The following is a 15,903-nucleotide window of genomic DNA, read 5'->3' on the forward strand; positions in this document are numbered from 1 at the left end:
ATTTCTTTTGTAAAAATAGTGTTTTAGTCGTGTAATGCTTTAGCAACCGCAAAAGGTCGGTCGGTAGCAATAACATCAATCCCCTTATCCACCCAAGTGTTGTAGAGAGCATCCCCTCTTGTTTCAGCACGTTTATCTAAGTTTCCCAAAGTACCCAACATAGTTTTTATACCATAACTGTGTATTTTAGCATACAGCGAATCTGGAGACAAGCGTGTTCCTGTAAATGCTATCATATTTTGAGTTGGAATTCCAGAACGCAACAACCATTCAAATTCCTGATGATTTCTTGCAGATACCGACAGCATTAAATCTGGCGCTACAGCATTTGCCAATTCTGCCTGTCTTAAATCGTAAGTAATAATAATTGAAACGTCTTCTGCTTTAACTTCCCTAATAAGGTCAACCACGTTTTCCAAAGCCACACTTCTTTTGATATCTATAGTTAATATTACCCCGTTGTTTTTAGCCCATTGTAACACCTCCCTAAATTTAGGAGTTTTAAATTTGGTTTCGTTACCAAAATCGTCCTCTAGGTTAAAAGCCTGTAGCTCCTTAAATGTAAAACTGGCAATATTTCCATTACCTGTTGCTGTTCTATCTATAGTATTGTCGTGCATCAATACCAAAACATCATCTTTTGTTTTTGCTACGTCAATTTCAAAAATGGCGTTATCAATGCTATCATTTATATATTTTAAGGTCTCAAGGCAATTCTCTGGATAATTTTTGATGCCTTTACCGCCTCTATGAACGCTTATTAATGGTTTAGCATTTGGAGAATACTTAAATTTTTCCAGCAGAATAGAAGATGTTGCCTGCTCCTCTGATACTGGCTCTACATTTTTTTTTCCTTTTTCGGTCTTACATGAAAAACAAAGCAGCACGAAAAAGATGATGAGTGTTTTCTTCATAAGTAATTATTAATTCAAGATATTACTAGAATACGAATTTGATGCAACTTACAACTTTAAGTTCGTCTCTTCTACTTCTTAAAATTGAATTTTATTAATAAAAAAACCGTTTAGAGCATATCCAAACGGTTTTAATTGTATTTAGAATTTTGAAATTACTTAGCTTGTGCTATAACTTCAAATGGTAATTCAACCGATACTTCTCTATGTAAACGAATAGTAGCATTGTACTTCCCTAAACGCTTTACATTTCCACCAGCAACAGAGATGAATTTTTTATCAATCTCATGTCCTTCTTTTTCTAAAGCAGCAGATACATCAATATTGTTTACCGAACCAAATAGTTTGTCTCCAGTTCCAACTTTAGATGCTATCTTAATTTCTAATGCTTTTATCGCTTCAGCAGTTTTATTAGCATCGTCAATTATTTTCTTCTCTTTAAAAGCTCTTTGCTTTAAGTTCTCTGCCAATACTTTTTTGGCAGAAGGCGTAGCTATTACAGCATGCCCTTGAGGAATTAAATAATTTCTACCATAACCGTTCTTAACTGTTACAATGTCGTCTTTAAATCCTAAATTTTCAACGTCTTGTTTTAATATAAGTTCCATTGTTATGATTGTTTTATTTTAATAAATCTGCTACATAAGGCATTAAAGCCAAATGGCGTGCTCTCTTAATAGCTACAGACACTTTACGTTGGTACTTTAAAGATGTTCCTGTTAAGCGTCTTGGTAAAATCTTACCTTGTTCGTTTACAAAACCTAACAACCAATCTGGATCTTTATAATCTACATATTTGATACCAGATTTCTTGAAACGACAATATTTCTTCTGTTTGTTAGTCTCTATATTAAGCGGAGTTAAATACCTGATTTCTCCGTCTTTTTTTCCTTTAGATTGTTGTTCTATAGTTGCCATAATTAAGCTTTTGCGTTAAGTTTTTCTCTTCTTCTTTCTGCCCAAGCCACAGCGTGCTTGTCTAATTTCACCGTTAAGTAACGCATGAAACGCTCATCACGTCTAAACTCAACTTCTAATTGTTCAATTACCTCACCGGCAACTTGGTACTCAAATAAGTGATAAAACCCACTTTTTTTGTTCTGGATAGGGTAGGCTAATTTTTTTAGCCCCCAATCTTCTTTGGATATCATCTTAGCACCTTTAGAAACGAGAAAATCTTCGTATTTCTTTACTGTTTCCTTTATCTGGTCATCAGATAAAACGGGATTTAAGATGAAAACAGTTTCATAATGATTCATAAAAATCTATTTTATTGTTAAAAATTGGCTGCAAAAATAACCATTTTTTGCTATATTGCAACACTTTCCTAGCATTAAATTTATGACAGTTAAAAACTGTTAATTTTATGTTAAAATCAACAGTTTACCGATGTTTTTTGGTTTTTAGCGGAATTTATTGTACTATTGTCGATATCTTAACCGAAATAATATAAAATGTTATGACTTTAAACTGTGTAGTAGTAGACGATTCAGCGATACAACGTCTCTCTATTGTTAAGTTAGTCGAAAATCACCCTTCACTAAACTTAATAGCTGAGTACAGTAGCGCACTCGAAACAAAAAATGGTTTAAATACGCATCAAGTAGACTTAATCTTTTTAGACATTGAAATGCCAGTGCTAAATGGTTTTGAACTTTTAGACGTATTGAACAAAAAACCCCAAATTATCTTTGTAACCGGTAAAACCGAATATGCTTTTAAGGCCTTTAATTACGATGCTACCGATTATTTACACAAACCAATTACCAAAGAACGTTTTAACACATCTGTTGAAAAAGCTCTTGAGCAACATAAATTGACACTAGATTTCCATGAAGAAGAAGGTGAGCATATTTTTGTAAAGAGTAACCTGAAAAAACGTAAAGTTTATATTAAGGACATTAAATGGATTGAAGCCCTTGGTGATTATGTGAAATTAGTCACTGAAGAAACAAGCTTAGTGGTATTGTCTACAATGAAAGCTTTTGAGGCAGAATTGCCAGAAAACAAATTTTTAAGAATCCACAAATCTTATATCGTAAATCTTGATAAAATTGACAGATTTAACAGTAAAAATGTGGAAGTTGGTGCTTATGAAATACCGTTAAGCCGAAATAAAAAGACACAATTGGTTGATGCATTAAATAACATTTAAACTAATAATTATCGACATTTAAAATTATTTTAACCGACCGAAAATCTTTTACACTAAAGAAGCTATTATTTATTTTAATGATAGCTTCTTTTGTTTTTGATAGGGATTGCTTTTTTGGAATCTTCACTAAAATATTTTTATAAAATTGATTCCTAATTCTTGATACTGGTGGTGACTCCGGCCCCAAAACATTATCTCCAAAAACTTGCCTTAAAGATTTTCCAAACCAAATAGAAGCCTGCTCTACCCTATTATAATCTTTATGCTTTAACGTAATTTTTATCTGTTTATAAACTGGCGGGTATTTATAATTGAAACGCTCATCCATTTGCTCCTTAAACATCGCTTCATAATTATTGGCCGAAACTTGTTGTAAAATATTATGATATGGATTATAGGTTTGCACTAAAACCTTTCCTCGTTTATCGGTTCTCCCCGCTCTTCCTGAAACTTGCATTATCAATTGAAAACTATGTTCATGCGCTCTAAAGTCTGGAAAATTAAGCATATTATCAGCATTCATAACCCCAACCAATTTTACATTTCTAAAATCCAATCCTTTGGTTAGCATTTGTGTGCCCACCAAAATATCAATTTCCTGTTGTTCTAATGCTGTAATTATTTTTTCATATCCATATTTTCCTCGTGTCGTATCTAAGTCCATTCGCGCCACATTATGCTCTGGAAATAATACTTTTACTTCTTCTTCAATTTGTTCTGTTCCAAAACCTTTGTTATCTAACTCGGGGCTTCCACAGGCACTACATGTCTTAATCATAGCGGTATTGTAACCACAATAATGACAACGCAATTGATTTCTATATTGATGATATGTTAAACTCACATCGCAATTTGGACATTGTGGTGCATGTCCACAGGTATTACATTCAATGATTGGCGAAAAGCCTCTACGATTTTGAAATAGTATAATTTGATGTCCTTCTGAAAGCGTCTCAGTCATTTCTTCGATTAATCTATCACTAAAATGACCTTTCATGAGTTTGCGTTTGTGCTTGTCTTTTATATCAACCAACTCTATTTCTGGCATCAACACATTATTATAGCGGTAGTTTAGCTCTACTAATCCATAACGCTGTTGTTGAGCATTAAAATAACTTTCTAAACTAGGGGTTGCAGAACCCAGAAGTGTTTTGGCTTGATGCATATTGGCCAAAACAATGGCTGCATCTCTTGCATGATATCTTGGTGCAGGATCAAATTGCTTAAATGATTGCTCGTGCTCCTCATCTACTATTACCAAACCTAAATTTTGAAAAGGCAAGAATATTGATGATCGAGCGCCCAAAATTATCTGCGCTTTCTTAGAATTATTTAAAACATTATTCCATACCTCAACACGTTCATGCGATGAATATTTGGAGTGAAATATGGCAACTTTCTCTCCAAAGTAATTTTGCAATCTACTGACCAATTGCGTTGTTAAAGCTATCTCTGGCAGTAAGTACAACACTTGCTGTTCTTTTTGCAATATTTCCTCAATTAGCTTTACATAAATTTCTGTTTTACCAGAAGATGTTACGCCATGTAATAAAACCGTATGCTGATTTTCGAATTCAGATTTAATTTCTGATAGCGCTTTTTCCTGATATTCGTTAAGATGTTTTGAGGCCTCATTGGCTTCTCCAGAATACACTACTCTATCGATTTTAATATGGTATTCCTCCAAAACACCTTTATCGATAAGCGTCCTAATAATTGCTGAAGACGCTTCACTTTGTGAAATTAATTCTGAGACTTTTACTGGTTTTTTAGTTTTAGACGACAACATAAACAAGGTCATTATTACCTGTCTTTGTTTCTTTGCCCTACTTAAATTTTCCAACAATTCTTGAAGCTTTAGCTCCGAAGAATAATCAGAAGCGAGCTTCACATAGCGCACCAATTTAGGCTTATACTTTTCAAAAACCTCTTCTTGAACAGATATGGCATCCTTTTCAATCAATCGCTTAATAACTGGCAGAACAGTTTTCTTATCCAAAATACTCATCACATCTTGAACTTTTAAAGACGATTGATGATGCAACGCCTCATAGACCAAAAACTCATCATCTTTTAAATCTTCATCATTAAGTTTCGAGGTGGTTTTGGTAAGTATGGTTTCACTTTCTAAAATAAAGGCATTAGGTAGTGCGGCGCGCATAATATCCCCCATAGTACACATGTAATAGCTTGCTATCCATTCCCAAAATTTTAGCTGCATTTTGGTTACTAAAGGAACTTCATCCAAGATTTGATGAATATCCTTTGCTTCATAAACCACGGGAGCTTGCTCATGAATATTTTTTACAATCCCAGTATATATTTTGGATTTCCCAAAAGGCACCGAAACGCGCATTCCCGGTTTTAAAAAATTTGCCTCTGCAGCTGTAACACTATAGGTAAATAGTTTCTGCAATGGAATTGGTAATATTACGTCTATAAAGTTTGGCAAAAGGAGGTGTTTAGGTTGTAAGTTAATCTTTAATACGTTCCCAATATTGTGTGGCATAGAAAAAAGCGACATAACCCCTAACCTGCAACAAATCTTCATTATCTTCATCTAAACCTAATCTACACTTGTACTTTTTTCCTTTCTGGGGGTCAAAGATGGTACCTCCTTCATAATATCTACCGTCTTTCTCTAGATTTCGAATCAGCACAAACCCCATAATAGGCTTATCCTTATCGTCCCCCTCGCATTTAATACATAACGCATCTTTACGATCTGGATTTAAGATATCCACTATTTTTCCAAATACTTTGCCGTTTTCTTTATAAATCTTAACTATTGATTTTGCTTCGCCAGTTTCATCATCAATGGTTTTCCATTTTCCAAAGATATCTTGAGCGAACATAGAGCAAGAGATCAAACATAAAACTAAAACGGCTATTTTATTTTTCATTACTTCTAATTTTTCTTAAAATATTTAAAGAGGCATTCAATTCATATCCTAACAGTAGGATATTAGAATTTAACCACAAATAAAGCAACAAGATGAGCAAAGCCCCAATAGAACCATATAACTCATTATATTTTGAAAAATTATCAATGTAAATTCCAAACAGATAAGAAGTAAGTATAATTAACAATGTGGTAAGCAAAGCACCGAAGGAAAAAAAGCGGGCATTTCTTCCTTCTTTAGTCCCAAAATAGTACAGGGTTGCCGTTGCTAGGTATACCATAATAACGAAGAACATGTATTTAGCAAAAATAATCCATCCTAACCCTTGGTCATCATCAAGTACTTCACCACTTAAACTTTCATAAATAGGACTCAAAACATAAATTTGAAAATACCCAAAAACAGCCACTGTAAGTAGCACTAAAATTGCTAAAATAAGCGCAATACCCAAAGCATACATGTATTGTTGAAAAACATTTCTTGTTAGCTGTTCGTGATAAGAATTCTCAAAACCAGAAAACACAGCATTAACACCGTTTGCCATTAACAACATGGACAGTAAAAACACTGACGATATCAAGCCTGCACCACTGCCGCTACTAATGTTTTCGAAAATGTTAGAAAAGAAAAAATCTGAAGTTTGGGGCGGTAAAAAAGAATTTAAAAAATCGAGAAACTCAGTTTGAAAATCTTCAATTGGTATGTACGGTATAAGGATGATAACAAATAACAAAAAAGGGAAAATTGCAGTAAAAAAACTAAATGCAATAGCACTGGCTCTGGTGGTAAGTGCGCCCTTTACTATTCCTAAAGCATATAATTCTAATAAGTCGTAAACGGACAGTCCTTCAAAACCCGGTAATTTAATCTGCTTTAAAAACCTAACTAAGACATTTATAATGGGGATTTTATCTAATTTGTCTTCAATCAGTTTCGTCATCAATCACTGTAATTTTCAAATATATCTTGCTATTAACGCAAGTTAAAAAATTAGTAGCATTAACTAAGAGAATGTTTCAGAAATAAAAAGAAAATTGCTATTTAACGGCTTTTAGGCTTAAGTCCATATTATGTACCGAATGTGTCAGAGCACCACAAGAAATAAAGTCCACTCCACATTCAGCATAATGTCTTACCGTGGTTTCATTAATGTTCCCTGAGGATTCCGTTAAGCACTTATTCCCTATTAATTTCACCGCTTTTCTGGTATCTTCGTAATCAAAATTATCCAATAGAATACGGTAAATACCATCACTCTGTAAAATCTCTTCTACCTCGATTAAATCTCTAGCCTCTACCATGATTTGAAGATCTTTACCTGTTTCCGCTAGATATTCTTTAGTTAAATCAATGGCTTTAGTGATGCCTCCTGCAAAATCAATATGATTGTCCTTTAGCATAATCATATCATAAAGTGCAAAACGATGATTTCTTCCTCCTCCTATCTGAACTGCCCATTTTTCGAGCACCCTGATACCTGGTGTCGTTTTCCTAGTATCCAAAATTTTAGTGTCCGTACCCTTAAGTAAGTCCACAAAAGTTCTTGTTTTAGTGGCAATGGCACTCATACGCTGCATTGCATTAAGCACTGTACGTTCCGCCTTTAATATAGACTGGGAAGGCCCTTCCACATAAAGCACAACATCTCCGTAAGTAACCGGAGTTCCATCCTCAATTTTTACTTCTACCCTAAGTTTTTTATCAACATAGTCAAAAACGCGTCTTGCAAAATTAACACCTGCAATCACACCTTTATCCTTAACAAGAAGCTTAGCTCTTCCTCTCGCATTTTCTGGAATACATGCCAAAGAACTATGGTCGCCGTCTCCAACATCCTCTCTTATAGCATTTTCAATAATGTATGCTACTTCTTTTTCAAAATACTCTTTCGTAATCATATTAGGGAATTTGCGCTAAAATAATAAATGGAAGTTTAATTTGCGAATTTTTTAGTTTTAATGCCGAAAAATGCTAATCTCATAAAAAAATGAAATTGTAATTTTGTGCCATGACAATAAAACTACTTGCCATTGGCAAAACTGATAATAAGGAACTAAATACTTTAATCGATATATATACAAAGCGTTTAAGGCATTATATCTCTTTTGATTTTGAAATAATTCCCGATTTAAAAAAGACAAAACACTTAAGCGAAGTTGAACAAAAGCAAAAAGAAGGTGAGCTCATTTTAAATAAACTAAATTCTGCTGATGTTTTGGTTGTTTTAGATGAAAATGGAAAGCAATATACTTCGGTAGATTTTTCAGGATATCTTCAAAAACATATGAATTCTGGGATAAAACGACTGGTTTTTGTTATTGGTGGCCCTTATGGATTTTCTGATGATGTTTATAAGAAAGCAAATGGGAAAATATCACTTTCAAAAATGACATTTTCCCATCAAATGGTTCGTTTATTTTTTATTGAACAGCTGTATCGCGGGTTTACGATTTTAAGGAATGAGCCTTATCACCATCGATAACTAGTGTGTTTTATATACCTGTTTACGTTTTTTTAGTTGTCGGTCTAAATCCTTTATGGTCTCTCTTACCGAAACTTCAAAATTATGTTCATTAGAAGTTGCATATATCCTAGGTCCTGGAAGGCTCAACTCTATATTACATATTTTACCTGCGTCATGATCCTTTTCGTCTTGTTTGAAGTACACCATGGCGCTTATTAAAAACTCATATTTATTAAACAATTTACCTAATTTTTCTTCTGTGAACTCAGAGAGTGTTTCACTAACATCTACACCTACATATTGAAAATTTACTGTCATAATCCATTTACTTTTTAATTGTTAATTCTTATCTAAGATACAAATTTCCACCCTCATCTTGAATGACTAAAATCATAAAAAATATTAAATTTTTTCAATTTCATGAAAGTTGGGCTAGTGCTTTTCGTCTATACTTATATAAACCAGTATATTATGGGAAAAGCAATAACACAGGATATAATAGTTTTTGATGGCGAATGTAATTTATGCAATGGTGTGGTGGGTTGGCTGTTAAAATTTGCCCCAGCTGATGTGTTTCAATTTGTAGCGTTTCAATCACCCTATGGCCAACAGCTTCTAAAAAATTATGGTTTCCCAACAAAGCGGCTGGATACTGTAATTTTAATAGATAACGAAGGTATACAAACACACTCAGATGGCTTTTTGAAGATTGTTTCAAAAATACCAAAGTGGCAACGAGTTGCTGCGCTTTTAGCATTCATCCCTAGATTAATTCGCGATTACATCTATAAAACGGCTTCAAGAAATAGAGTGAAATGGTTTGGCAAATCCAAAAGCTGTACTATTAGTTTTTAAAAAACATAAATTTTCACATAGTTATTCTATTCTAAAATTTCTATTTGTTTCAAAATCTGAGATTCAGATATCAAATAAGGTTTGTTATTTCTAATAGCTTGATAAACATCTTCAAAAATATTCATGTAGTTAGACCTGATTGATGGTATTCTTTCTTGTGTTTTGTTAATACCGTTTTCATAATAAGTCAATATACCTTCTTTACCATCTTCCTCAATACCAAACAGCTTATCGTTTGGTTTTATTCCTAACTCTAATTGGTCTTCTTGCACATCTGCTCGCTCCTTAACATAAGCACCATTTTTACCGTATAAAACGAATGCTGGCATTGGATGAGCAACCAATAAACTTGCTGTTATAAACACCTGTAATCCTTTGGGGTACTTTAAATGTATTTGAGCATAATCATCTATTTGGGTTTTGGGTCTAAACTGTCCTGAAGATTTACGCCATTCAATTGGATCACCAAATAAGGAAATTGCTGCATCAACACTGTGCGCTCCCAAATTGTACATGATACTATTTCCTGCTATAGGAGATTCTTTGTAAGCATTATCGCTTAGTGCATAAATATATCTATCATATCTAAAATGAACTTCTATTAAATCACCAAGTATACCAGTTTCTAAAACTTTTTTCACAGATAAATAATCACTGTCATAACGCCTATTTTGATATGGTAGGATAAGACGGTTGTGTTTTTTAGCTTCTTTATAAAGCTCTTTTGCCTCATCTAAAGTTACCGTAAATGGTTTTTCCATTATAATATGCTTCCCAGATTGGATTGCTTTTAAGCCAAACTCAAAATGTGTGGCACTCGGTGTGTTCACCACAACTAGCTCAATTTCAGAATCTTTCAACAATTCATCAATCGCATCATAGCTTTTAATCTGTGGATATTTTAATTGAGCCCTTTTTTTCGTTCGCTCTACAATAGCATACAAATGGAAGCCAGAATGCAATTCTAAAAACGGACAGTGAAATAAACTTCCTGATTTTCCATATGATAAGACTCCTGTTTTTATTTTTTGAATCATATAAATTTTTTCTTGGATAAACCTGTAATCTAATTTAGTGTTTTTTATATGAACCATTATCCTCGTACTTTTGGTATAACTATTAATTTTAATTATGCTATTAGTTTTTGCCACAAACAATCAAAACAAACTAAAAGAGGTTCAAACCTTAATTCCTGAAAATATTGAACTTTTAGGTTTGAAAGATATAGGATGTTTTGAGGATGTTCCTGAAACCAAAGAGACCATAGAGGACAATGCCATTCAAAAAGCCGAATATATCCAAACCCACTACGGTTACGATTGTTTTGCCGATGATACCGGATTGGAAGTTGACGAACTTCATGGTGCTCCGGGAGTATATTCAGCAAGATATGCCGGCCCACAAAGAGATGCAGCGGATAACACAGCGCTTCTTCTTAAAAATCTTGAGCAAACCACAAACAGAAATGCGCAGTTTAAAACCGTAATTGCACTTTCGCTTAATAGCAAACTCTCAACATTCACAGGAATTTGCAAAGGAGAAATTACCACAGAAAAACATGGTGAAAAAGGTTTTGGTTACGACCCTGTTTTTAAACCCTTAGGCCATGATGAAACCTTTGCAGAAATGGATTTAGCATTAAAAAATCAAATTGGACATCGTGGAAAAGCAGTAAATCAACTTGTAGATTTCCTGAATAAACTTTCTGAAAAAAAATAGAAAATCTGTATTGGCTATTAAAACGGTTTATCTTATTTTTATTCGATGTCTGAAGAAGAGATCGAAAAAGAAAATAAGTTAATAGCCAAGGCCTACAAAAACCTTTTGAAGGTTAGCTACACAACCTTGACCAATGAGGATAAGAAGCTAATAAGAAAGGCGTTTGAAGTTGCGCTTGATGGTCATAAAGACCAGCGCAGAAAGTCTGGTGAAGCCTATATTTTCCATCCACTGGCCGTTGCTAGAATTGTTGCCCAAGAAATTGGTTTAGACGCAACATCCATTGCTGCGGCATTACTTCATGATGTAGTAGAAGACTGCGAAGATTATTCAATCGATGACATCGAGCAATTATTTGGCGAAACAGTTGCCAGAATTGTTGATGGCCTTACTAAGATTTCTTCCTTAAGCAAGGAGCAGGACATGGACGTATCCCTTCAGGCAGAAAATTTTAGAAAAATGCTGCTCACTTTAAATGATGATGTTCGTGTTATCATTATAAAAATAGCAGACCGTTTGCACAATATGCAAACCATGGATTCCATGCGACCTGATAAACAGGTTAAAATTGCTTCTGAAACCTTATATATTTATGCGCCTTTAGCTCATAGAATAGGGCTATACAATATAAAAACAGAGCTTGAAGATTTATCGCTTAAGTATACTGAGCCTGATGTTTATAAAGATATTCTATTTAAAATAAAGGAAAGTAAAGAAGAACAGGATAAGTATATTGAGCAGTTTAGTGAAGTACTAAAAAAATCACTCGACAAAGAAGATTTTGAATACACTATAAAAGGGCGTCCAAAATCTATCTTTTCCATTCGTAAAAAGATGGTAACGCAAGGTGTTTCCTTTGATGAAGTTTATGACAAGTTCGCCATTAGAATTATTTATAAAAGCGACGAGCAAAATGAGAAGTTTTTGGCTTGGAAAATTTACTCCATAGTTACCGATCATTTTAGGCCCAATCCGTTACGACTTCGGGATTGGATTACATCTCCCAAAGGAACTGGTTACGAAGCTTTGCATATTACTGTTATGGGGCCTAAAGGTAATTGGGTAGAGGTACAAATACGCAGTGAGCGTATGAACGAAATAGCCGAAAAAGGATATGCAGCGCACTATAAGTACAAACAAGGGGCGGAAAAAGAAGATAACCTTGAAAACTGGATTAACAGATTGCAAGAAGCACTGGAAAACCCCAGTTTAAATGCTGTTGATTTTGTTGAGCAGTTTAAATTGAATCTCTACGCTCAGGAAATTTTTGTCTTTACACCTGCAGGTGAATTAAAATCGTTACCAAAAGGGGCTACCTCTTTAGATTTTGCATTTCATATCCATACCGAAGTAGGCATGCATACCAGAGGCGCCAGAGTTAATGGGAAACTGGTACCTTTAAGTCATGAGCTGCAAAGTGGCGATCAGGTAGAGATTATCACATCTGAAAGTTCAAAACCAAACGCCAACTGGTTAAATTACGCTACAACTGCCAGAGCTAGGGCGAAAATAAAATCAGCACTTAGGGAAGACCGAAAACTTATTGCAGAAGAAGGCAAAGAAGTGTTGAGGCGTAAACTTAAGCAACTTAAAATAACGCTAAATGAATCCTCTGTTAATGATTTGGTGCGCCATTTCAACTTAAAAACAAGTTTAGATCTGTTTTATCGTGTAGGTATTGGCTCTATTGACAATACCATGCTTAAAGATTTTGCATCTTCCAGAAATAATGCCTTGGTTAGCTTTTTTAAGAACAGAATCTCGAGAAAACCATCCATTTCAAAAGAACAGATTGAAAAAGACGAAATTACATCTAATTTCGATTCGCTAGTTTTTGGTAAAGAAGAAGAAAAACTGGATTATAAATTATCCAACTGCTGTAATCCAATTCCTGGAGATGATGTTTTTGGTTTCCTAACGGTTTCAGAAGGCATAAAAGTACACAAGAACAACTGCCCAAATGCATTAAGCCTAAGGTCTAATTATGCATATAGGATTATGCCCGCAAAATGGATAGACTCAAGTCAGCAGGAATACGCCACGGAAATCACAGTTTCAGGAATTGATCATATGGGACTTGTTAATGACATAACAAAAGTAATATCCAATAACCTAAATGTAAATATGAAAAGCTTGAGCTTTGAGACAGACGACGGTATTTTCTCGGGTAAAATTAAGCTTGTAGTTAAGAACAAAGCATTGTTGAAAAAAATATTGGATAATCTTAAAAAAATTAATGGTATCGATAAGGTTTCCAGAGTTTAAAGTGTAAATTTGCAGCGCGATTATGAATTCAAATACAGATAGCAAAAACCAAGAGATAGTAAAAAGCGTTTTCACTAGTTTTTTAGAGGAAAATGGGCACAGAAAAACACCTGAACGCTATGCAATACTTCAGGAAATTTACGACAGTAATGAACATTTTGATATTGAGTCTCTTTACCTCAATATGAAAAATAAAAATTACCGTGTCTCTCGTGCTACACTTTACAATACCATAGAATTGCTATTGGAATGTAAATTGGTAAGAAAGCATCAGTTTGGGCAAAATCAAGCCCATTATGAAAAGTCTTATTTTGATAGACAGCACGACCATGTAATCTTAACCGATACGGGCGAAGTCATCGAATTTTGCGATCCAAGAATACAATCCATCAAAAAAACTATAGAAGAAGTTTTCGATATAGAAATTAATAACCACTCACTTTATTTTTACGGAAATAGAAAATCTCCTGAAGACAATCAGGATAACTAACTAATTCACTTTTTAAAATGGCAGTAGATTTACTACTAGGATTACAATGGGGAGACGAAGGCAAAGGAAAAATTGTTGACGTACTGACCAAAAACTACAATATTATAGCACGTTTTCAAGGCGGACCAAATGCAGGACACACCTTAGTGTTTAACGGCAGAAAACATGTATTGCATACGATACCATCTGGAATTTTTCATGACGATGCTGTTAATTTAGTCGGTAACGGAGTTGTTATAGATCCTGTGATTTTTAAGAAAGAATTAGATAAACTTGAAGAGCAGGATGTAGATTATAGAAAATCGCTATTAATTTCGAGAAAAGCACATATCATTTTACCTACGCACCGTTTATTGGATGCAGCAAGTGAAGCCTCTAAAGGAAAGGCTAAAATTGGCTCTACCCTTAAAGGTATAGGACCAACTTATATGGATAAAACTGGTAGAAATGGTATTCGTGTTGGTGATTTGGAGTTAGCTGATTGGAAGGAGCGCTATCAAGCACTTGCAGACAAGCACCAATCGATGATCGATTATTATGATGCTTCCATTGAGTATGATTTAAAAGAATTAGAAGCGGAGTTCTTTGAAGCGGTTAAAGTTTTAAAGTCATTAACGTTTATTGATTCTGAAGAATATGTTTATCAAGCACAAAGAGATGGTAAAACAATTTTAGCAGAAGGTGCCCAAGGGTCGCTTTTGGATATTGATTTTGGAACCTATCCATTTGTAACCTCTAGCAATACTACTGCCGCGGGAGCATGTACAGGCTTAGGTGTTGCTCCAAACCAAATAGGTGAGGTTTTCGGGATTTTTAAGGCGTATACTACGAGAGTTGGCTCAGGACCGTTTCCTACAGAGCTATTTGATGAAGACGGTGCTACCATGGCAAAAGTAGGTCATGAATTTGGTGCCACTACTGGTCGACCAAGACGTTGCGGGTGGCTAGATTTAGTAGCTTTAAAATATGCCTGTCAGGTCAATGGCGTAACCCAATTAAATATGATGAAAGGCGATGTGCTTTCTGGCTTCAAAACTTTAAAAGTTTGTACGGCCTATAATTATAAAGGTGAAACCATCAAACACTTACCTTACAATATCGAACCAGAAAACGTAACACCAATCTACTCGGAATTTAAAGGTTGGAGTGAGGATTTAACCAAAATGACCGAAGCCTCTCAATTCCCTAAAGAATTAAACGATTACATTGATTTCTTGGAAAAAGAACTGGAAATTCCTATTACTATTGTTTCTGTAGGTCCAGATAGGAAGCAGACTATTTTTAGAAAATAAAAACTACAAAAAAAGCTGCCTAATGCAGCTTTTTTTATTCTACAAGAATAACTTCTACATGTTCTGTTTCAATTTTAGATAGTAACTCTAGCTTATCATTTTGAAACAGTGCATCCAAATCAGTTAATTCTACATCTAAGTTTTTTGGCTTATAGTTATTATAATCTAAAAACGTAATACCATTTACAACCCTTTTGTTATAGGCTTCCCTAAATCGAATGCCACCACCGTCCACAGCATAACTGTAGGCCAAATAGTCCATTGAAAAATCTGTTTTATTAATCCAATACACAAATTTATCCTCAAAATCGGCACCACCACCTTCCTCATTAAAGGTCACTCCTATTTCATAATAGTCTTTCCCATTAATGGTAGCTTCTCCCAAAAGTTCTTTATTGGCAGCAGGCGCATTGAGGCCATAAGGTAATTGCGCAAAATAATACACGCTATTTACACTGTTAGTATATTTTGTTTTTATGGCATCTGGCAATGCTACCAAAGTATCATTAACGTAACGCTTAAACCCATCATTGGTTAATACGTCTCTTATAAAATCTAAACTATCACTAAATATACGTTCGTATTGGTATGTCCCTCCTTTTTTAATGGACTTATAAGATCTATTCCTAAAATTAAAAGTAATAATGCTCTTTTCACAATTCCCATTACAATGTTTAGCAATTGACTTGTTGACTATATCGTTAGCACTAAGCGTTTTGCCAGAAGAATTACAGCCAACAAGTAAACTTGTAAAAACTAAAGCGTAAAATAATTTCATGAAAATCAGTTTAAAACTAAGTCATAAATACCAAAGAAACCTTTCACAACTAAGATTTTAATTGTTAT

General features: G+C 34.3%; 18 protein-coding genes. 7 read left to right on the forward strand and 11 right to left on the reverse strand.

Translation table 11 applies throughout. From position 1 onward, the window contains the following. Window positions 1-23: 23 nt before the first annotated feature. The 4 genes from EYD45_RS14040 to rpsF form a co-directional block, all read right to left on the reverse strand. On the reverse strand, window positions 24-914 hold the full coding sequence (locus EYD45_RS14040; protein ID WP_130965194.1) for a glycerophosphodiester phosphodiesterase family protein: 891 nt from the start codon (window positions 912-914) through the stop codon (window positions 24-26). A gap of 155 nt (window positions 915-1,069) precedes the next feature. Next, window positions 1,070-1,522, reverse strand: a complete 453-nt coding sequence (gene rplI / locus EYD45_RS14045; RefSeq protein WP_130965195.1) for a 50S ribosomal protein L9 — start codon at window positions 1,520-1,522, stop codon at window positions 1,070-1,072. A gap of 13 nt (window positions 1,523-1,535) precedes the next feature. Continuing rightward, window positions 1,536-1,832, reverse strand: a complete 297-nt coding sequence (gene rpsR, locus EYD45_RS14050) for a 30S ribosomal protein S18 (RefSeq protein WP_130965196.1) — start codon at window positions 1,830-1,832, stop codon at window positions 1,536-1,538. Between the two features lie 2 nt (window positions 1,833-1,834). Continuing rightward, window positions 1,835-2,173, reverse strand: a complete 339-nt coding sequence (gene rpsF / locus EYD45_RS14055) for a 30S ribosomal protein S6 (RefSeq protein ID WP_130965197.1) — start codon at window positions 2,171-2,173, stop codon at window positions 1,835-1,837. 200 nt (window positions 2,174-2,373) lie between these two features. Here rpsF and EYD45_RS14060 point away from each other — a divergent pair, with 200 nt between their 5' ends. Beyond that, window positions 2,374-3,069, forward strand: a complete 696-nt coding sequence (locus tag EYD45_RS14060) for a LytR/AlgR family response regulator transcription factor (protein WP_092580221.1) — start codon at window positions 2,374-2,376, stop codon at window positions 3,067-3,069. Window position 3,070: 1 nt separating this feature from the next. Here the strand turns inward: EYD45_RS14060 and priA are convergent, their stop codons facing one another. The 4 genes from priA to nadC form a co-directional block, all read right to left on the reverse strand. After that, window positions 3,071-5,521, reverse strand: coding sequence for a replication restart helicase PriA (priA, locus tag EYD45_RS14065; protein ID WP_130965198.1), 2,451 nt, complete (start codon window positions 5,519-5,521; stop codon window positions 3,071-3,073). 22 nt (window positions 5,522-5,543) lie between these two features. Continuing rightward, window positions 5,544-5,924: a DUF2147 domain-containing protein gene (locus EYD45_RS14070; RefSeq protein ID WP_233702663.1), complete on the reverse strand. Its 381-nt coding sequence runs from the start codon at window positions 5,922-5,924 to the stop codon at window positions 5,544-5,546. A 37-nt stretch (window positions 5,925-5,961) separates the two neighbouring features. Continuing rightward, entirely contained in the window at window positions 5,962-6,912 is a 951-nt protein-coding gene (locus EYD45_RS14075; protein WP_130965200.1) for a YihY/virulence factor BrkB family protein, read from the reverse strand. A 97-nt stretch (window positions 6,913-7,009) separates the two neighbouring features. Beyond that, window positions 7,010-7,870, reverse strand: coding sequence for a carboxylating nicotinate-nucleotide diphosphorylase (nadC, locus tag EYD45_RS14080; RefSeq protein WP_130965201.1), 861 nt, complete (start codon window positions 7,868-7,870; stop codon window positions 7,010-7,012). A gap of 110 nt (window positions 7,871-7,980) precedes the next feature. Here nadC and rlmH point away from each other — a divergent pair, with 110 nt between their 5' ends. Then, on the forward strand, window positions 7,981-8,454 hold the full coding sequence (gene rlmH / locus EYD45_RS14085) for a 23S rRNA (pseudouridine(1915)-N(3))-methyltransferase RlmH (protein WP_130965202.1): 474 nt from the start codon (window positions 7,981-7,983) through the stop codon (window positions 8,452-8,454). On the opposite strand, the gene EYD45_RS14090 is transcribed toward rlmH, so the two are convergent. After that, a complete protein-coding gene (locus EYD45_RS14090; RefSeq protein ID WP_130965203.1) occupies window positions 8,455-8,754 on the reverse strand; it encodes an HPF/RaiA family ribosome-associated protein in 300 nt (99 codons plus the stop codon). 153 nt (window positions 8,755-8,907) lie between these two features. Between EYD45_RS14090 and EYD45_RS14095 the strand changes: the two genes are divergently transcribed. After that, on the forward strand, window positions 8,908-9,291 hold the full coding sequence (locus EYD45_RS14095) for a thiol-disulfide oxidoreductase DCC family protein (protein WP_165453944.1): 384 nt from the start codon (window positions 8,908-8,910) through the stop codon (window positions 9,289-9,291). 26 nt (window positions 9,292-9,317) lie between these two features. On the opposite strand, the gene EYD45_RS14100 is transcribed toward EYD45_RS14095, so the two are convergent. Beyond that, window positions 9,318-10,385: a Gfo/Idh/MocA family oxidoreductase gene (locus EYD45_RS14100; protein WP_207303317.1), complete on the reverse strand. Its 1,068-nt coding sequence runs from the start codon at window positions 10,383-10,385 to the stop codon at window positions 9,318-9,320. A gap of 37 nt (window positions 10,386-10,422) precedes the next feature. Between EYD45_RS14100 and EYD45_RS14105 the strand changes: the two genes are divergently transcribed. Genes EYD45_RS14105 through EYD45_RS14120 form a run of 4 tightly spaced genes read left to right on the forward strand, consistent with a single transcriptional unit; the run spans window position 10,423 to window position 15,057 of the window. Next, window positions 10,423-11,010: a non-canonical purine NTP diphosphatase gene (locus tag EYD45_RS14105; protein ID WP_130965206.1), complete on the forward strand. Its 588-nt coding sequence runs from the start codon at window positions 10,423-10,425 to the stop codon at window positions 11,008-11,010. Window positions 11,011-11,055: 45 nt separating this feature from the next. Beyond that, window positions 11,056-13,275: a RelA/SpoT family protein gene (locus tag EYD45_RS14110; protein ID WP_130965207.1), complete on the forward strand. Its 2,220-nt coding sequence runs from the start codon at window positions 11,056-11,058 to the stop codon at window positions 13,273-13,275. A gap of 22 nt (window positions 13,276-13,297) precedes the next feature. Further along, window positions 13,298-13,765, forward strand: a complete 468-nt coding sequence (locus EYD45_RS14115; RefSeq protein WP_130965208.1) for a Fur family transcriptional regulator — start codon at window positions 13,298-13,300, stop codon at window positions 13,763-13,765. A gap of 17 nt (window positions 13,766-13,782) precedes the next feature. Continuing rightward, a complete protein-coding gene (locus EYD45_RS14120; protein WP_130965209.1) occupies window positions 13,783-15,057 on the forward strand; it encodes an adenylosuccinate synthase in 1,275 nt (424 codons plus the stop codon). 34 nt (window positions 15,058-15,091) lie between these two features. Here the strand turns inward: EYD45_RS14120 and EYD45_RS14125 are convergent, their stop codons facing one another. Beyond that, entirely contained in the window at window positions 15,092-15,835 is a 744-nt protein-coding gene (locus EYD45_RS14125; RefSeq protein WP_130965210.1) for a DUF6503 family protein, read from the reverse strand. Between the last annotated feature and the right edge of the window lie 68 nt (window positions 15,836-15,903).

This window comes from Hyunsoonleella flava, from assembly GCF_004310325.1.
GTDB lineage: Bacteria > Bacteroidota > Bacteroidia > Flavobacteriales > Flavobacteriaceae > Jejuia > Jejuia flava.